Source organism: Pseudomonas sp. ASL4 (assembly GCF_056680395.1).
In genome coordinates, this window is sequence record NZ_CM155280.1 from 6,009,116 (window position 1) to 6,028,158 (window position 19,043).

General features: G+C 59.9%; 12 protein-coding genes and 1 other RNA gene. 5 read left to right on the forward strand and 8 right to left on the reverse strand.

The genetic code is table 11. The features are described 5' to 3' along the window. Positions 1-173 precede the first annotated feature (173 nt). From ffs to AC1MEW_RS27495, 6 genes are all read right to left on the reverse strand, one after another. An RNA gene (gene ffs / locus AC1MEW_RS27470) (signal recognition particle sRNA small type) lies at positions 174-270 on the reverse strand. Between the two features lie 168 nt (positions 271-438). Next, positions 439-1,602, reverse strand: coding sequence for a zinc-binding metallopeptidase family protein (locus AC1MEW_RS27475; RefSeq protein ID WP_201202132.1), 1,164 nt, complete (start codon positions 1,600-1,602; stop codon positions 439-441). A gap of 186 nt (positions 1,603-1,788) precedes the next feature. Next, positions 1,789-4,146 carry an NAD-dependent DNA ligase LigA gene (ligA, locus tag AC1MEW_RS27480; protein ID WP_480424315.1) on the reverse strand — a complete coding sequence of 786 codons (2,358 nt, stop codon included), beginning with the start codon at positions 4,144-4,146 and terminating at the stop codon, positions 1,789-1,791. Between the two features lie 225 nt (positions 4,147-4,371). Further along, positions 4,372-5,226 (reverse strand): cell division protein ZipA, encoded by an 855-nt coding sequence (gene zipA, locus AC1MEW_RS27485; RefSeq protein WP_201202130.1) that lies wholly within the window; start codon positions 5,224-5,226, stop codon positions 4,372-4,374. Positions 5,227-5,484: 258 nt separating this feature from the next. Then, on the reverse strand, positions 5,485-8,973 hold the full coding sequence (smc, locus tag AC1MEW_RS27490) for a chromosome segregation protein SMC (RefSeq protein ID WP_201255911.1): 3,489 nt from the start codon (positions 8,971-8,973) through the stop codon (positions 5,485-5,487). A 2-nt stretch (positions 8,974-8,975) separates the two neighbouring features. Further along, positions 8,976-9,635, reverse strand: a complete 660-nt coding sequence (locus AC1MEW_RS27495; protein ID WP_201202121.1) for a GntR family transcriptional regulator — start codon at positions 9,633-9,635, stop codon at positions 8,976-8,978. A gap of 265 nt (positions 9,636-9,900) precedes the next feature. On the opposite strand from AC1MEW_RS27495, the gene xdhA reads away from it, so the two are divergent. From xdhA to guaD, 4 genes are all read left to right on the forward strand, one after another. Beyond that, on the forward strand, positions 9,901-11,355 hold the full coding sequence (xdhA, locus tag AC1MEW_RS27500; protein WP_201202119.1) for a xanthine dehydrogenase small subunit: 1,455 nt from the start codon (positions 9,901-9,903) through the stop codon (positions 11,353-11,355). Continuing rightward, positions 11,348-13,750, forward strand: coding sequence for a xanthine dehydrogenase molybdopterin binding subunit (gene xdhB, locus AC1MEW_RS27505; RefSeq protein WP_480424318.1), 2,403 nt, complete (start codon positions 11,348-11,350; stop codon positions 13,748-13,750). The genes xdhA and xdhB overlap by 8 nt, the downstream gene beginning before the upstream one ends. Before the next feature lie 118 nt (positions 13,751-13,868). Then, positions 13,869-14,714 carry a xanthine dehydrogenase accessory protein XdhC gene (gene xdhC, locus AC1MEW_RS27510; protein ID WP_480424320.1) on the forward strand — a complete coding sequence of 282 codons (846 nt, stop codon included), beginning with the start codon at positions 13,869-13,871 and terminating at the stop codon, positions 14,712-14,714. A gap of 8 nt (positions 14,715-14,722) precedes the next feature. Further along, on the forward strand, positions 14,723-16,027 hold the full coding sequence (guaD, locus tag AC1MEW_RS27515; RefSeq protein WP_201202109.1) for a guanine deaminase: 1,305 nt from the start codon (positions 14,723-14,725) through the stop codon (positions 16,025-16,027). A gap of 180 nt (positions 16,028-16,207) precedes the next feature. On the opposite strand, the gene AC1MEW_RS27520 is transcribed toward guaD, so the two are convergent. Further along, the gene (locus tag AC1MEW_RS27520) at positions 16,208-16,972 is read right to left on the reverse strand and encodes a GntR family transcriptional regulator (RefSeq protein ID WP_201255913.1); all 765 of its coding nucleotides are present in this window, start codon (positions 16,970-16,972) and stop codon (positions 16,208-16,210) included. 267 nt (positions 16,973-17,239) lie between these two features. Here AC1MEW_RS27520 and AC1MEW_RS27525 point away from each other — a divergent pair, with 267 nt between their 5' ends. Continuing rightward, the gene (locus AC1MEW_RS27525) at positions 17,240-18,430 is read left to right on the forward strand and encodes a benzoate/H(+) symporter BenE family transporter (protein WP_201202107.1); all 1,191 of its coding nucleotides are present in this window, start codon (positions 17,240-17,242) and stop codon (positions 18,428-18,430) included. Positions 18,431-18,541: 111 nt separating this feature from the next. On the opposite strand, the gene AC1MEW_RS27530 is transcribed toward AC1MEW_RS27525, so the two are convergent. Next, positions 18,542-18,886 carry a YggL family protein gene (locus tag AC1MEW_RS27530; RefSeq protein ID WP_201202105.1) on the reverse strand — a complete coding sequence of 115 codons (345 nt, stop codon included), beginning with the start codon at positions 18,884-18,886 and terminating at the stop codon, positions 18,542-18,544. Between the last annotated feature and the right edge of the window lie 157 nt (positions 18,887-19,043).

Consider the following 19,043-nt stretch of genomic DNA (forward strand, 5'->3'; position numbering starts at 1 on the left):
TTCTGCGCTGCCGGGTGACGCTGGCAACGCAGGAGAAGCAAACGCCAGGCACGACAACACCGCTACATGACAGCGCAGCAGATGAACAAAAAATAAGGTTTTTAAAACGAGTGATATCGGAAGGTATTGCGCGCGCAAGCCTCGAATCGGAGGACTTGGCGTTATGGAGGCAACCCCATCAGCCACACCCCGGCACACAATGTTCCCGCTGTGGCTGCTTCCTTCCGGATCTGACCAGGTTCACGGGTAATCGTTGCGGGGGGACCGATGGGGTCACCATAACGACGTTCACCTCACGGCGAACGGCGCCATTGTACCTATCTGAGACGAAGTTACAACCGTTCGGGAGGATTAAAAAATATGAGCAGCGTCAAGGACATGCAGCGACCCAAAAAGATCGCACGTGTAGGAGCTGCCGAAGGCTGCGATCTTTTGATCCTATTGCGCCAACACCTCATCCGCCCTGCCGCCCTCCTGCTGGATCACCAGGTGGATGAAGTGCAGCTTGGCGATCACCGCTGACGGCAGCGCGAACGGATAGAAATCCGGCTGCCCCATGCTCCGAGACAATTCGTTGAGCATGCCAGCCAACTCGATCCACGCATTGACGAACGACAGGAACGCCGTGCCGCCAGGATGCTGCGGGTCGTAGAGGGTGCTGGACGGGAATGGCTGGTAATCGAAGTCCATTTCCCGGGCACTCATGCCAAAGCCCAGGGCGGTGTCGACGGCGTCCATCATGTGCAGGTAGTGCGCCCAGGTTTCGGCCCAGTCTTCCCACGGATGCATCGTCGCGTAGGCGCTGACGTAATGTTGCTCCCAGTCCAGCGGCGCACCTTGCTGGTAATGCCGCTCAAGGGATTCGGCGTAGCTCGCTCGATCGTCGCCGAACAAGCCACGAAACGGTTCCAGCCAATGGCTGTTGGCGATCAGTCGATCCCAGTAGTAATGGCCGACCTCATGACGGAAGTGCCCGAGCAACGTGCGATACGGCTCGTGCATCTGCACCCGAACCTGTTCGCGGTGAGCATCATCGGCTTCTTTGATATCGAGGGTAATCAAGCCGTTGGCGTGCCCCGTCGTCGGCAGCTTGCCTTCGAGGTTGATGCCGATGAAGTCAAAGGCCAGGCCGGTTTCTTCATCCACGGTTTTCGGGATGACCTGCAACCCGAGGCTGACCAGTTGCGCAACCAATCGGCGCTTGGCCGTTTCGACCTTACACCAGCGCTCAGGGTTTTCGGCAATCGATAGATCAGGGATGGTGTGATTCAGACTACAGGCGATGCACAACGCATCGTGATCGTTGGCTGGGAGCAGCCAGTTACACGCGGCCGGGGAATCGAGATTGGCGCAGCGGCGCAATACACCGGCCTCGGGATCAGCATCAAGCAGCCAAGTGTCCGCTTGCGGGCCGGGTTGCAGCGACGACAAGCGACTCTGCTCCGGCTGATAGCCCAGCGCCGCCGAACAGGCCAGGCACTGACTGTTGCGAAAGAACAGCGACTGTCCGCAGCGGCAATGCCAGACCTTGCTGTTGCGCGAACTCTCGCTGATGAAAGGCGCGGCGATGCGGGAACTGAGCTGTTCGAAGAAACGGTACATGGCGAACTCTCCCTGAGGGGTGCCAAGACTAGATCATTTCAGCTAGCCGATCGTTCCCATAATTGTGGCGAGGGAGCTTGCCTGTGGCGAGGGAGCTTGCTCCCGTTCGACTGCGCAGCAGGCGCAAATGCCAAGGGGACCGCTTCGCGCTCCAACGGGGGCAAGCCCCCTCGCCACAGGTCCGCTTTAGACAGAGATATTGTGTTCCTTCAGGAATACCACAAACGCCTCTTCATCCAGCACCTTCAACCCCAGCTCATTGGCCTTGGCCAACTTGGAGCCCGCCCCCGGGCCAGCCACTACGCAATGAGTCTTGGCCGACACCGAACCCGCCACTTTGGCGCCGAGGCTCTCAAGCTTCTCCTTAGCCACATCGCGACTCATCAACTCAAGCGAACCAGTCAACACCCAGGTCTGCCCGGCCAGCGGCAAGCCTTCGACGACTTTCTTCTCGCTCTGCCAGTGCATGCCGAAATCACGCAACTGTTTCTCGGCCGCCTCGGCAATCTGGCGATTTTCTTCGACAGCGAAAAACTCGCGAACCGAATTCGCCTGTTTCTCCGGCAATGCCTGGCGCATGTCCAGCCAGTCGGCGCCAAACACGCCTTCCAGTGAACCAAACTTGTCCGCCAGTTTCTGCGCACCGCCCGGCCCCACCGAAGGGATGTGCAACTTATCGAGGAAGCCGCCGAGCGTGGTGCTCGCAGAAAACTCCGCGCCCAATTCGCCCTGATCCTGAATCTGCAAACCGTGCTTGAGCAGCTCGGCAATCACCTGCTGGTTATGCGCATCTTCAAAGAAGCTGTGAATCTCGTAAGCCACTTCCAGCCCAACATCCGGCAAGTACGTCAACACTTGCGGCAACGCCTGCTGAACCCGCTCCAGCGAACCCAGAGAACGCGCCAGCACCTTGGCCGTCTCTTCGCCGACATCGGGAATCCCGAGGGCGTAAATGAAGCGCGCCAGGCTCTGCTGCTTGCTGTCTTCGATGGCGCTGAGCAGCTTCTTGCTCGACAGCTCGGCAAAGCCTTCCAGGTCGACAATGTCTTCGAACTTCAGCGCATACAGATCGGCCGGCGAACTCACCAGGCCTTCATCCACCAGTTGCTCGACGCTCTTGTCGCCCAGGCCTTCGATGTCCATGGCACGACGGGAGACGAAGTGGATGATCGCTTGCTTCAACTGCGCACCACAGGCCAGACGACCGACGCAGCGATACACCGCGCCTTCGCTGACGGTCTCGCGACCTTTGCTGCGCTTGACCAATTGCGTGCGCTCGACATGAGAGCCGCACACCGGGCATTGCTCGGGAATCTGCACCGGCCGTGCGTCTTCTGGACGACGCTCAAGGACAACTTGCACCACTTGCGGGATCACATCGCCAGCGCGGCGGATGATCACCGTGTCGCCGATCATCAAACCCAGTCGCGCCACTTCGTCCATGTTGTGCAGCGTCGCGTTGGCCACCGTCACGCCAGCGACCTTGACCGGTTTCAAGCGAGCGACCGGCGTCACCGCGCCGGTGCGGCCGACCTGGAACTCCACGTCGAGCAATTCGGTGAGCTCTTCCATCGCCGGAAATTTGTGCGCAATCGCCCAACGCGGTTCGCGTGCACGGAAACCCAATTCACGTTGCGAAGCAATGCTGTTGACCTTGAACACCACGCCATCGATTTCATAGGCCAGACCGTTGCGGCGCTCACCGATGTCGCGGTAGTAATCCAGGCATTCATCGATGCCATGGGCCAGTTTCAGCTCATGACTGATCGGCATGCCCCAGACCTGCAATTGCTTGAGATTGCCGATATGCGTGTCGGCAATGTCGGCCGAAATCTGGCCGATGCCGTAGCAGCAGAATTCCAGTGGACGGTTGGCGGTGATCTTCGAATCCAGCTGGCGCAAACTGCCGGCCGCCGCATTACGCGGATTGGCGAAGGTCTTGCCGCCGACTTCCAGTTGCGTGGCGTTGAGCCGTTCGAAACCGGCCTTGGACATGAACACTTCGCCGCGCACTTCAAGCGTCGCCGGCCAGCCAGTGCCGTGCAACTTGAGCGGGATGTTGCGCACGGTGCGTACGTTGACGCTGATATCTTCGCCGGTGGTGCCGTCGCCGCGCGTGGCGCCGCGTACCAGTACGCCGTCCTGATACAACAGGCTGACCGCCAGGCCATCGAGTTTCGGTTCGCAGCTGTATTCCACCGCCGCGCCGCCACCGAACAGGTCGCCGGCCGGCAGGTCGAGGCCTTCGGTCACCCGACGATCAAACTCGCGCATGTCGGTTTCTTCGAAGGCGTTGCCGAGGCTGAGCATCGGCACTTCGTGGCGCACCTGGGTGAACGCCGACAGCGCCGCGCTGCCGACGCGCTGGGTCGGCGAGTCGCTGGTGATCAGTTCGGGATTGGCCGCTTCGAGGGCCTTGAGCTCATGGAACAACCGGTCGTACTCGGCGTCCGGAATGCTCGGCTCGTCCATCACGTGATAGCGATAGTTGTGCTGATCCAGCTCAGCGCGCAGCTCTAGAATGCGGTTTTTGACGGCGGTCATGGGTGTTCTCTCATAAAGCAAAAGAGCAGCCGAGGCTGCTCAATCTTCTAATCACGATAGCCTAAAGGCTTGCACTATGTGGCGAGGGGGCTTGCCCCCGTTCGGCTGCGAAGCAGTCGCAAATCCTGTGATCGTGCCCCATCTGGCAAAACAGGCTGAATGGTTCTGGGGCCGCTTCGCAGCCCAACGGGGGCAAGCCCCCTCGCCACAACAGCCCTTTTGACTCTAGCGCTTCTGGGTCAGGGCGCGACGTTCGAATTCAACGATGCGCTGACGGTAATGCTCGATGGTCTGAGCGGTCAGCACGCTGCGCTGGTCGTCTTTCAATTCGCCGTTCAGTTCCTGGGACAGCTTGCGTGCCGCAGCCACCATCACGTCAAAGGCTTGCTTCGGATGACGTGGGCCTGGCAGGCCGAGGAAGAAGCTCACCGCCGGAGTGCTGAAGTGGTCGATGTCGTCCAGATCAAAGATGCCCGGCTTGACCGCATTGGCCATGGAGAACAGCACTTCGCCGTTACCCGCCATGCTTTCGTGGCGATGGAAAATATCCATCTCGCCGAAACGCAGGCCGCTTTCCAGAATGTTCTGCAACAGCGCCGGGCCTTTGAAGCCGGCAGCGTCGCGGCAAATCACGCTGATCACCAGCACTTCTTCGGCTTGCGGCTGATCTTTTTCGCTGACCGATGGCGCGGACTTGGCGTCATCCGGGAAATCGTCGTCACGGCTGCTGAAGCTCGGGCCGCCGTCCAGGTCGAGGCTGAGGTTCATGTCACCCTGGGAAGGTTCGCCATGGCCACGCTTGCCGCGCTTGGAGCCCGACTCACGAGGTTCCCGGGCCGGCATGCTCACGGACGGCAGATCGTGCTCATCCAGTTGCGGCTCCTTATGAGTATCCAGCACCCGTGGCGGGCCCAACAGCTCGGCGCTGGTGTCCTCGTCCGGCAGGTTGGACAGACTTCGGTCAAGGCGGAATTTAAGTTTTCCCTTGCCGCCGCGCATGCGACGCCAGCCATCGAAAAGAATACCGGCAATGACAATAATGCCGATGACGATCAGCCACTCGCGCAGACCGATTTCCATGTAATCCCGTGCCTCTATAAAAAATGCTGAAAAATAAGGGGTTTACAACGTGCAAACCGCTTTAAAACGTGGCGCCAACTCTATGTTCTGACAGGCGTTTTGCCCACGTATACGAAAAATTGACATTAAACTAGCACGACCAAAGGCAACTTTACACCGTCTGTCACAATGGCTTCAGCGAATATGTCGATTGGCCAGCAAGTAAAGAGAAAGTAAATAAGCCTACAGCACATAAATACTTGCCCTACAGCCAGCGACTCAGGCATCCACCATCGCCATCGCCTCCTCGACATCCACTGCTACCAAGCGTGAGCAACCCGGCTCGTGCATCGTCACCCCCATCAGTTGATCGGCCATTTCCATGGCGATCTTGTTGTGGGTGATGTAGATGAACTGCACCGTCTGCGACATCTCTTTGACCAGTCGTGCATAGCGTCCAACGTTAGCGTCATCCAATGGCGCGTCAACTTCATCGAGCATGCAGAACGGCGCCGGGTTCAACTTGAAGATCGCAAAAACCAGGGCCAGAGCAGTCAGGGCTTTTTCGCCACCGGAGAGCAAATGGATGGTGCTGTTCTTCTTTCCTGGCGGCTGCGCCATGATCGTTACCCCTGTATCGAGTAGATCTTCGCCCGTCAGTTCCAAATACGCGCGCCCTCCACCGAAAACTTTTGGGAAAAGTGCCTGAATACCGGCATTGATCTGATCAAAGGTATCTTTGAAGCGGTTGCGGGTTTCCTTATCGATCTTGCGAATCACGTTTTCCAGGGTATCCAGCGCTTCCACCAGATCGTCGTTCTGCGCATCCAGATAACGTTTGCGCTCGGATTGTTGCGTGTATTCGTCAATGGCCGCCAAGTTGATCGCACCAAGACGCGCAATACGTGCGGCAATGCGCTCCAACTCTTCCTCAGCCTCTTTTTCGTTGGCTTCGGCCACCAGGGTCGCGATCACGCCGTGGAGGTCGTAGCCGTCTTCCAGCAACTGATCCTCGAGGGTCTTGCGGCGCACGGTCAGGGCTTGCCATTCCATGCGCTGGTGTTCGAGCTGGCCACGGATCAATTGCGATTGTTGCTCGGCCTGGTTGCGGCGCTTCTCGGCATCACGCAATTCGCGGTCGGCATCTTCCATGGCCATTTGCGCGGTCTTGAGTTCTTCGTCGACGGTCATGCGCTTGTCGAGCAATTCTTCGAGCTTCAGGCGCAGCTCTTCCAGCGGCGCCTCGCCCTCCTCCAGATTCAGACTCAGTTGCTCGCGCTTCTCGGTCAGGCGCTCGGACTGCATCTCCAGCCGTTCCAGCGCCTGACGCGTCGAGTCATGTTGCGCCTTGAGCGAACCCAGACGCACCGCCAGTTGATGCGCATGATCCTTATGCTGCCGGGCTTCCTGTCGCACCCGATCGAGGCGCTCGCGCAAACTGTCGCGCTGAGCCAGCAGCAACTCGCGCTGCTCGGTGTCCAGCGCCATGCTGTCGAGGGCGTCCTGCAATTGCAGGCGCGCTTCGCCGATGTTTTCGTGTTCCAGCGCCCGCTGCTCGCTCAGCTCGGTGAGCTCTTCATCGAGACGAGTGCGGCGCAGGGTCAGTTGTTCAGCCTTGGCTTTACCGGCGGACAACTGGGCTTTCAATTCACCTTGTTGACGGGCTTCGTCTTGCAACAGACGGCGCAAATGTTCGCGACCGTTTTCTTGCTGACGCTGTTGCGCCCTGAGATTTTGAAGTTGGGTTTCCAGCGTTTCGACCGAAGTTTCGCGCTCTTCGCGTTCAAGGCCCAGGCGCTGGATTTCCTGGCCACGGGCAAGCACGCCGCTTTCCGCTTCACTGGCCCGACGCACACGTAAAAAGTGCCGACCGACCCAGTAACCGTCACGACTGATCAAGCTTTCGCCGGGCGCCAATTGAGCGCGTAAAGCCAAGGCCTGCTCAAGGCTTTCCACCGGTTTGACCTGCCCCAGCCACGGCGACAGATCGATCTGCGCCTCGACCTTGTCGAGCAAGCTACCGGCCACGCGCACGCCCTCGCTGGCGGGGCTGAGCAAGCGCAGATCGCCCTGGGCAAACCCGGCCAGATCGAAATCGCCGAAGTCATCCACCAGCACCGCTTGCAGGTCGGCGCCGAGCACGGTTTCCACCGCCAGCTCCCAACCCGCTTCTACCTTCAGGCCTTCGGCCAGGCGCGGACGGTCTGCCAGGTTTTGTTCACGCAGCCATTCGGCGGTGCCGGTGCCCGGATCGAGCGCGGCTTGCTGCAAGGCTTCAAGGGACGCGAGACGACCATTGAGGCGCTGCAAATCACCCTGGGCTTGTTGCTGCGCGGTCAATGCGTGCTGCAATTCCTGACGCAGCTGTTCAAGCTTTTCGACCTGAGCTTCTTCACTGGTTTGCAAGTCCTCAAGCGTCGCTTCGGATTCAGCGAGCTGCTCGCTGAGTTCCATGATCGCCGCGTCTTCCGGGTCCGCCGAGAGCAACGTGCGCTCCTCGCCCAGACGCTTCTGGCGATCAGCCAAACGCTCCATGCTGGTTTCCAGCTGCTGGATGCGCGACTGCTGCACTTCAGACTGACGACGCGGCTCGGCGGCCGTGAGGTTGAAGGTGTCCCACTGCTCTTGCCACCCGTGCATGGTGGTTTCGGATTCTTCCAGCGCAGCGGCGGCTTCTTCGGCCGCGGCGCTGGTGACTTCCTGTTCCGGCGTGAGCAGGTCCAGCTCTTCGCCGAGGGTCAACAGCAAGGTGCGGTCGTGGCCCAAGTGCGATTCGGTTTCCAGACGTGCGCGCTCGGCTTCTTTCAGATCATCTTGCAACTGACGCAAACGCTGCTGACCGTGCTGGATGCTTTGCTCGACGCGGGCGATGTCGCCACCGACCGAATAGAAGCGCCCTTGCACCAGATTGAAGCGCTCGGAGAGGTCGTGGTGACCGTCACGCAGGCGTTCAATCGCCGCATCGGCGTTACGTTGCTCGGCGACCAGGGCCTCAAAGGTGATTTCCTGAGTGCCGATGATCGCTTCGCGCTGACCGACCTGTTCGTTCAACGCCTGCCAGCGCAGGGCCGACAGTTGGGCCTTGAGCTGACGCTCTTCGCCCTTGTATTCCTGATACTTCCTGGCGGACTCGGCTTGGCGGTGCAAGCGCTCGAGCTGACGCTCAAGCTCTTCACGCAAGTCAGACAGGCGGGCCAGGTTTTCATGGGTGCGGCGGATGCGGTTTTCAGTCTCGCGCCGGCGCTCCTTGTACTTGGAGATCCCCGCCGCCTCTTCAATAAAGTTACGCAGGTCTTCGGGTTTGGATTCGATCAGCTTGGAGATCATCCCCTGCTCGATGATCGAGTAGCTGCGCGGACCCAGGCCGGTGCCGAGGAAGATGTCGGTGATGTCGCGACGACGGCATTTGGTGCCGTTGAGGTAGTAAGTGGTCTGGCTGTCGCGGGTCACTTTGCGGCGAATGGAGATTTCCGCATAGGCGGCGTATTCGCCGAGCAGCGTGCCGTCGGAGTTGTCGAACACCAGTTCGATGCTCGCCTGGCTCACCGGTTTACGACTGGTGGAGCCGTTGAAGATGACGTCGGTCATCGACTCGCCACGCAAGTTTTTGGCCGAACTCTCGCCCATCACCCAACGCACGGCGTCGATGATGTTCGACTTGCCGCAACCATTGGGCCCGACCACCGCCGCCATGTTACTGGGGAAGTTCACCGTGGTCGGGTCGACGAAGGATTTGAACCCCGCCAGCTTGATGCACTTGAGCCGCACGCTTAAGCGTCCGTCAGGGCAGAAACCACCAGATCGCTACTGCGCTGGGCATATGCCGTCAGCACTTCGCGAATCTGCGGAAAGTCACGGGCGATCACCGCTGCGAGCAAGCGTTCGAACAACTCCAGAAACTCGCTCATCTCGGCCTTGCGCTGTTCCAGGGCGAGGAAATACGCGCGGCTCATGGCCGGCTGCAGATTCTCGACGGTTTCCTGCAAGTACGGGTTGTTGGCGAACGGATACGCGGCGCGCATCACACTGAAGCTGTCGTCGACGAACGTGCGGATGTCCTGACGCTCGTAGCTGGACGCCAGGCGCTGCTGGATCTGCACGAACGGCGCCAGGTCGGCCTGGACTTGCCAGCCCGTAGCCACGGCATTGCCGAGCAGGATGTACAACTCGCTCATCAGCGTGCACAGGCTTTGGACCTTGTGCGCGGTGAGTTCGGTGACATGGGCGCCACGTCGCGGCAGTATCGCGATCAGGTGGCGGCGCTCGAGAATCAGCAAGGCCTCACGGACCGAACCGCGGCTGACATTGAGGGCCAGCGTGACCTTCTGTTCCTGGATGCGCTCTCCCGGCTTCATTTCGCCGCGAATGATACGTTCGGCGAGGTGGTGAGCAATTTGCTCGGCGAGGCTGTCCGGCGCCTTGAACGTCATGGTTGTCCTTCAAACTCTTCGATCTGCACAAGCGGCGCAGTGTAGCGCAATTGGTACGTCATGGCGGAGTGCCCACCCGGCGGTTTTGGCACGAATTAAGCAAAAAGCAGGCTATCCCGTGAGGGTCAATACTGATGGAACGCGTTGTTCATCGAGAAAAACTGATTTCCTGACCTTTAAGTCAGAAAACCATTGACCGAAAAGCCAGACCTGATAAATTCGGTTCAAATCGGTTAACAACAATAATGAGTCTGCGAGGCCTTCCGTGATCCAGTTTTTACTAAACCAGGAACTCCGTAGCGAGCACGCCCTGGACCCGAACCTGACCGTGCTCAATTACTTGCGCGACCATGTGGGCAAACCCGGCACCAAAGAAGGCTGCGCCAGCGGTGACTGCGGCGCGTGCACCGTGGTGGTCGGCGAGCTGCAAACGGATGACGACGGCCGCGAACACATTCGCTATCGCAGCCTCAACTCGTGCCTGACGTTCGTTTCGTCATTGCACGGCAAACAATTGATCAGCGTCGAAGACCTCAAGTACAAGGGCGAACTGCACAGCGTGCAAAAAGCCATGGTCGAGTGCCACGGTTCGCAATGCGGCTTCTGCACCCCAGGCTTCGTGATGTCGCTGTTCGCGCTGCAAAAAAACAGCGACGAGCCCGATTCTCATAAAGCTCACGAAGCGCTGGCCGGCAATCTTTGCCGCTGCACCGGTTATCGGCCGATCCTCCAGGCCGCCGAACAGTCCTGCTGCGCCAAGCAGCCGGATCAGTTCGACGCCCGTGAAGCCGAGACCATCGCTCGCCTCAAGTCCATCGCCCCCACCGACATCGGCGAACTCAACAGTGGCGACAAGCGCTGCCTGGTGCCGCTGACCGTCGCTGATCTGGCCGACCTCTACGACGCTTATCCACAGGCCCGGCTGCTGGCCGGCGGCACGGACCTGGCGCTGGAAGTCACCCAGTTCCACCGCACCTTGCCGGTGATGATCTACGTCGGCAACGTCGCCGAGATGAAGCGCATCGAACGCTTCGACGATCGCCTGGAAATCGGCGCCGCGACAGCCCTCTCCGATTGCTACGACGCACTGAAAACCGAATACCCGGACTTCGGCGAATTGCTGCAACGCTTCGCCTCCTTGCAGATTCGCAACCAGGGCACCCTGGGCGGCAACATCGGCAACGCCTCGCCGATTGGCGACTCACCACCGCTGCTGATTGCCCTGGGCGCGCAGATCGTTCTGTGCAAAGGCGAAACCCGCCGCACCCTGGCCATCGAAGATTACTTCATCGACTACCGGGTCACCGCGCGCCAGGAAAGCGAGTTCATCGAAAAGATCATCGTGCCCCGCGCCAGCGCTGAACAACTGTTCCGCGCCTACAAGGTTTCCAAGCGTCTGGACGATGACATTTCTGCGGTCTGCGCCGCGTTCAACCTGCGCATCGACAATGGCGTGATCGCCGACGCCCGCGTCGCCTTCGGCGGCATGGCCGCCACGCCAAAACGCGCCAAGACCTGCGAAGCCGTGTTGCTCGGTGCGACCTGGAACAACGACACCGTTGAACGCGCCTGTGCCGCCCTGGCCGAAGATTTCACGCCGCTCTCGGACTTCCGCGCCAGCAAGGAATATCGCCTGCTCAGCGCGCAAAACCTGCTGCGTAAATACTTCATCGAACTGCAAACACCGCACATCGAGACTCGGGTGACCGCTTATGTCTAATCATCACGCTGTAGAGAAGACCCAAGCCGAACTGGCTGAACTGTTCGCCAAGGACCTGACCACCGGTGTCGGCCGCAGCGTCAAGCACGACAGCGCCGCCAAACACGTGTCCGGTGAAGCGCAGTACATCGACGACCGACTGGAATTCCCGAACCAGTTGCACGTTTATGCACGCCTGTCGGACCGCGCCCACGCGAAAATCATCAGCATCGACACCAAGCCCTGTTACGCCTTCGAAGGCGTGCGCATCGCCATCACCCACGAAGACGTGCCGGGCCTGAAAGACATCGGCCCGCTGATGCCGGGCGATCCGCTGCTGGCCATCGATGATGTGCAATTCGTTGGGCAACCGGTGCTTGCGGTTGCCGCTAAAGATCTGGAAACCGCACGCAAAGCCGCGATGGCCGCGATCATCGAATACGAAGACCTTGAACCGGTTTTGGACGTGGTTGAAGCATTAAGAAAACGCCATTTCGTACTCGACAGCCACACTCACCAACGCGGCGATTCTGCTGGCGCATTGGCCACCGCTGAACATCGCATCCAGGGCACGTTGCACATCGGCGGCCAGGAACACTTCTACCTCGAAACCCAGATCTCTTCGGTGATGCCTACTGAAGACGGCGGGATGATCGTCTACTGCTCCACGCAAAACCCGACCGAAGTACAGAAGCTTGTTGCCGAAGTTCTGGACGTGTCGATGAACAAGATCATCGTCGACATGCGCCGTATGGGCGGTGGTTTCGGCGGCAAGGAAACCCAGGCCGCGAGCCCGGCATGCCTCTGCGCGGTCATCGCGCACCTCACCGGCCAACCGACCAAGATGCGCCTGCCGCGGGTCGAAGACATGTTGATGACCGGCAAGCGTCACCCGTTCTACGTCGAGTATGACGTGGGCTTCGACAGCACCGGCCGCCTGCACGGCATCGCCCTGGAACTGGCCGGCAACTGCGGCTGCTCGCCGGACCTGTCGGCGTCGATTGTCGACCGTGCGATGTTCCACGCCGACAACTCGTACTACCTGGGCGACGCGACCATCAACGGTCACCGCTGCAAGACCAACACCGCGTCGAACACCGCTTACCGTGGCTTCGGTGGCCCGCAAGGCATGGTCGCCATCGAAGAAGTGATGGACGCGATTGCCCGCCATCTGGCCCTCGATCCACTGGCCGTGCGCAAGGCCAACTACTACGGCAAGACCGAGCGCAACGTCACCCATTACTACCAGACCGTCGAGCACAACATGCTCGAGGAAATGACCGCCGAACTGGAAGAAAGCAGCCAGTATTACGAGCGCCGCGAAGCGATCCGCCGCTACAACGCCAACAGCCCGATCCTGAAAAAAGGCTTGGCGCTGACCCCGGTCAAATTCGGCATCTCGTTCACCGCCAGTTTCCTCAACCAGGCCGGCGCGCTGATCCACATCTACACCGACGGCAGCATCCACTTGAACCACGGCGGCACCGAAATGGGCCAAGGCCTGAACACCAAAGTCGCGCAGGTCGTGGCCGAAGTGTTCCAAGTGGAAATGGACCGTGTGCAAATCACCGCGACCAACACCGACAAGGTGCCAAACACCTCGCCGACGGCGGCTTCCAGCGGCGCCGACCTGAACGGTAAAGCCGCGCAGAACGCCGCGGAAATCATCAAGAAACGCTTGGTGGAATTCGCTGCTCGGCACTACAAGGTCAGCGAAGAAGACGTCGAATTCCACAACGGCCACGTGCGGGTTCGCGATCACATCCTGACCTTCGAAACGCTGATCCAGCAGGCGTATTTCGCTCAGGTGTCGTTGTCGAGCACCGGGTTCTACAAGACCCCGAAAATCTTCTACGATCGCAGCCAGGCCCGTGGTCGTCCGTTCTACTACTACGCCTTCGGTGCGGCGTGCTGCGAGGTGATCGTCGACACCCTGACCGGCGAGTACAAGATGCTGCGCACCGACATTCTTCACGACGTCGGCGCCTCGTTGAACCCGGCGATCGACATCGGTCAGGTCGAGGGCGGTTTCATCCAGGGCATGGGTTGGCTGACCATGGAAGAACTGGTGTGGAACAACAAGGGCAAGCTGATGACCAACGGCCCGGCGAGCTACAAGATCCCGGCCGTGGCCGACATGCCGCTGGACCTGCGGGTGAAGCTGGTGGAAAACCGCAAGAACCCGGAAGACACGGTGTTCCACTCCAAGGCTGTCGGCGAGCCGCCGTTCATGCTCGGCATTGCCTCGTGGTGTGCGATCAAGGACGCCGTGGCCAGCCTCGGCGACTACAAGCATCAACCGAACATCGACGCGCCGGCGACCCCGGAGCGGGTGTTGTGGGGCTGTGAGCAGATGCGGCAGTTGAAGGTGGCGAAGGCGGTCGAGGCTGAGCCGGCGGAGTTGGCTTCGCTTTAAGGACCGAGGCGCGGCCTTCGCGGGCAAGCCCGCTCCCACAGGGGAATGCATTCCAAATGTGGGAGCGGGCTTGCTCGCGAAGACGGCCGAACAGACAACACAGATGTCGAGGTGAAACATGTACAACTGGATCGACGCCCTCGCCGACCTGCAATCCCAGGGTGAGCCCTGCGTGTTGGTGACCATCATCGAAGAGCTCGGCTCGACGCCGCGCAACGCCGGCTCGAAAATGGTCATCAGCGCCACCCAGACCTTCGACACCATCGGTGGCGGGCATCTGGAATACAAGGCCATGCAGATCGGTCGCGAGATGCTCGCCAGCGGTAAGCAAGACACGCATCTGGAGCGTTTCAGCCTTGGCGCCAGCCTCGGCCAGTGCTGCGGCGGCGTGACCGTATTGCTGTTCGAACCGATGGGCCAGGTCCAGGCACAAATCGCCGTATTCGGCGCCGGCCATGTCGGCCGGGCGCTGGTGCCGCTGCTCGCCAGCCTGCCCTGCCGGGTGCGCTGGATCGACTCGCGGGATGCGGAGTTCCCGGGACAGATCCCCCACGGCGTGCGCAAAATCGTCGCCGAAGAACCTGTGGATGAAATCGACGACCTGCCCGCCGGCAGTTACTGCATCGTCATGACCCATAATCACCAGCTCGACCTCGAACTCACTGCCGCAATCCTCAAGCGCAACGACTTCGCCTACTTCGGCCTGATCGGTTCGAAAACCAAACGGGTGAAGTTCGAACACCGCTTGCGTGATCGTGGTTTCGACAGCGCGGTGCTGCAACGCATGCGCTGCCCGATGGGCATCGGCGAAGTCAAAGGCAAATTGCCTGTGGAAATCGCCATCTCCATCGCCGGCGAAATCATCGCCACCTATAACGCGAATTTCGGCCAGCAGACTGCCAGCGCCGGATCATCGATTGCCAAACTGCTGCCTGCTTCACGCCGCAGCCAAGCCTCAAACTGAGAACCCTCATGCCTTTAACTCGCAAAGCCTACCGCGCCGCCATCCTGCACAGTATCGCCGACCCCGCTGAAGTGGGGATCGAAGCGTCTTATGAGTATTTCGAAGACGGCTTGCTGGTGGTCGAAAACGGCAAGATCAGCGCCGTCGGTCACGCCACTGAATTGCTGGCGACTCTGCCGGCCGACATCGAGATAACTCATTACCAGGATGCGCTGATCACCCCAGGGCTGATCGACACCCACATTCACTTGCCGCAAACCGGCATGGTCGGCGCTTACGGCGAGCAACTGCTGGACTGGCTCAACACCTACACCTTCCCGTGCGAAAGCCAGTTCGCCGACAAGGCCCACGCCGATGAAGTGGCCGACATTTTCATCAAGGAACTGCTGCGCAACGGCACCACCACCGCGCTGGTGTTTGGCAGCGTGCATCCGCAGTCAGTGAACTCGTTCTTCGAAGCCGCCCAGCAGTTGGACCTGCGGATGATCGCCGGCAAGGTGATGATGGACCGCAACGCGCCGGACTACCTGACCGACACCGCAGAATCCAGCTATGTCGAAAGCAAGGCGCTGATCGAGCGCTGGCACGGCAAGGGTCGCTTGCACTACGCGGTCACCCCGCGCTTCGCCCCGACCAGCACCCCTGAACAACTGACCCTTGCTGGCCAGTTGCTCGGTGAATACCCTGATTTGTACATGCAGACTCACATCAGCGAAAACCTGAAGGAAGTCGAATGGGTCAAGGAACTGTTCCCGGAGCGCAAGGGCTACCTCGACGTTTACGATCACTACCAACTGCTGGGCGAGCGCTCGGTGTTCGCCCACGGCGTGCACCTGTGTGACGACGAGTGTGCGCGGCTGGCGGAAACCGGTTCGGCGATTGCCTTCTGCCCGACTTCGAACTTCTTCCTCGGCAGCGGTCTGTTCAACCTGCCGATGGCCGAGAAGCACAAACTGAACGTCGGCCTCGGCACTGACGTTGGCGGCGGCACCAGTTTCTCGCTTCTGCAAACGTTGAACGAAGCGTACAAAGTGATGCAGTTGCAAGGTGCACGGCTGAGCCCGTTCAAATCGCTGTACCTGGCGACCCTTGGTGGTGCACGGGCGCTGCGGCTGGAAGACAAGATCGGTACTTTGCACGCGGGTACTGATGCGGACTTCCTGGTGTTGGACTACAACGCCACGCCGCTGCTGGGCTATCGCTTGAAGCAGGCCAATAACATTGCCGAAACGTTGTTTGTGTTGATGACGCTGGGGGATGACCGGACAGTGTTGCAGACGTATGCGGCGGGGAATCTGGTGCATCAGCGTTAAGGTTTACAGGCATAAAAAATCCCCCGCAGCTTTACAGCCCGGGGGATTTTTATTGTCTGTCAGATCGCTATCGCGAGCAGGCTCGCTCCCACAGTTGATCTCTGGTGGACACGGGATTTGCATTCAACACAAAACCCTGTGGGAGCGAGCCTGCTCGCGATGGGAACGACTCCGCCTTACTTATAACTTCGCGGTCGACCGACCTGGCTTCTTGGTCTGCAACAAATGCGAGAACACTGCATGCAAATCATCCGACGCGCTTTCTTCGTCGAGGTTGAGTTTGCTGTCGATGTGATCCATGTGATGCATCATCAGGTCCACCGCCAGCTCACCGTTGCGCGCTTCAATCGCATCGATCAATTGGGTGTGTTCATCATAAGAACAGTGCGAGCGGTTGCCGCTTTCGTACTGGGCGATGATCAACGAGGTCTGGGACACCAGGCTGCGCTGGAAGCTGATCAGCGGTGCATTCTTCGCCGCTTCGGCCAGTTTCAGGTGGAATTCGCCCGACAGACGGATGCCGGCACCGCGATCGCCACGGGAGAAGCTGTCGCGCTCGTCGTTGACCATCTGCCGCAACTCGGCAATCTGCTCGACGGTGGCGTGCTGCACCGCCAGTTCCGTGATCGCCCGCTCTACCAGACGACGCGCGAGGAACACCTGACGGGCTTCCTCGACGCTCGGGCTGGCGACGACCGCGCCACGGTTTGGTCGCAGCAACACCACGCCTTCATGGGCCAGGCGCGACAGCGCGCGGCGAATGATGGTGCGGCTGACCCCGAAAATTTCCCCCAGCGCTTCTTCGCTCAACTTGGTGCCGGGCGCCAGACGCTGCTCGAGGATGGCCTCGAAGATATGCGCGTAGACAATATCGTCCTGGGTACCGCTGCGGCCGGCTTTGCCTGCTCGCGGTTGTTTCTTGAGGGGCTGCAACTGTTCGTTCATGGGCACTCGAGTCGGGAGAACTGCGGCGAATAGACCGTGACTGTAATACGGCACAGTAGGTCGCTGGCAAGTATCGCGTAAAAAACACCGCGATTGTACACAATGGATGGTGGCAACACGACTGTATGGCTGTTTGTGGCCTCGGCTGTATTGCAACGGTGCGTTACATTTGAGTTTAGGCTTGAACGCGCAATCCGCTGCCTGCATGCGATCCCTTGTAGGAGCGAGGCTTCGGACATCTTCATACGTATAAGGAACACCGTTGTCATGAACGACGCCACGCACACTCAGCTGCGCCCTTGGGCCGACACGTCACCTTCGGCCATCGTCGCCGGTTTCATCGCGATGATGACCGGCTACACCAGTTCCCTGGTCCTGATGTTCCAGGCCGGGCAAGCGGCGGGCCTGACCAGCGGGCAGATTTCCTCGTGGATCTGGGCGATCTCGATAGGCATGGCGGTGTGTTCGATTGGCCTGTCCCTGCGTTATCGCACGCCAATCACCATCGCTTGGTCGACACCCGGCGCGGCATTGCTGATCACTAGCCTCGGCGGCGTGACTTACGGTGAAGCCATTGGCGCCTACGTCACCTGCGCGGTGCTGGTGACCCTTTGTGGTCTGACCGGCAGCTTCGAGCGACTGATGAAAAAAATCCCGGCCTCGCTGGCGGCCGCGTTGTTGGCGGGGATTCTGTTCAAGATCGGCAGCGAGATTTTCGTCGCCGCCCAGCATCGCACCGCGCTGGTACTGGGGATGTTTTTCACCTATCTGGTGGTCAAGCGCCTGTCACCGCGTTATGCAGTGCTCGCCGCGCTGCTGATCGGCACCGCGCTGTCGGGGTTCATGGGGCTGCTGGATTTCAGCGGTTTCCACCTGGAACTGGCGACGCCGGTCTGGACCACGCCGCACTTCTCCCTGGCGGCGACCATCAGCATCGGCATCCCGCTGTTCGTCGTGGCGATGACCTCGCAGAACATGCCGGGCATCGCCGTGTTGCGCGCCGACGGTTACAACGTGCCGGCCTCGCCGCTGATCACCACCACCGGCATCGCCTCACTGCTGCTGGCACCGTTCGGCTCCCACGGGATTAACCTGGCGGCGATCAGCGCGGCGATTTGCACCGGGCCGCACGCCCATGAAGATCGCAACAAGCGCTACACCGCTGCGGTCTGGTGCGGGATTTTCTACGGGATTGCCGGGGTGTTCGGCGCGACGCTGGCGGCGTTGTTTGCCGCACTGCCCAAAGAGTTGGTGCTGTCGATTGCCGCGCTGGCGCTGTTCGGCTCGATCATCAATGGCTTGAGCATTGCCATGAGCGAAGTGAAGGAGCGCGAAGCAGCGCTGGTGACCTTTATGGTCACGGCGTCGGGGCTGACGCTGTTTTCCATCGGGTCGGCGTTCTGGGGGATTGTGGCGGGGGTTCTGACGTTGCTGATTTTGAACTGGCGCAAGGCCTGAAGGCATCCCCGAGATCGACATCGCAGGCCAAGTCTTGAGCCTACAAAAAATAGGCATAAAAAAACGGCGACCCGTGGGTCGCCGATTCTTTTATGACATCAAGCTATGACATCAAGCTACCGGATTGATCGGCTTTTCCGGGTACCAGACGTCCAGCAGCGGGCTGACGGTTGCTTCAGTCAGTTCGCTACGGCCTTTGAGCCAGGCTTCAACAGCGGCGCGCTGCTCTTCGGACACCGAGCCACGCTTGATCAGGCAAACCAGACCGAAGTCGTCGCCGCCAACATAACCCAGACCGTTGGCTTCCATAGCTTCTTTCAGGAACGCGTCGAGGAAAGCATCAATGGCTTCATCAGCCAAATCTTCTTTGAAATCCAGGTTCAGCTCGAAACCCAGCTCTTGAAATTCATCGACGCACAGTTTTTTGCGCAGACGCTGGGAACGGTTAGTCGCCATTGGAACAATCCTCATAAGTAATAACGGGCGGCACTTTAGCAGTTTAAGGCGCCAATTGCCCGCCCCACGGTGCCAGCCAGCCTACCGTCGGTAAAAAAATAGCCGATTAGAGGCTCCAGGCACGGCACAAGCCGCTACACCTTGGGGCATAATGCCG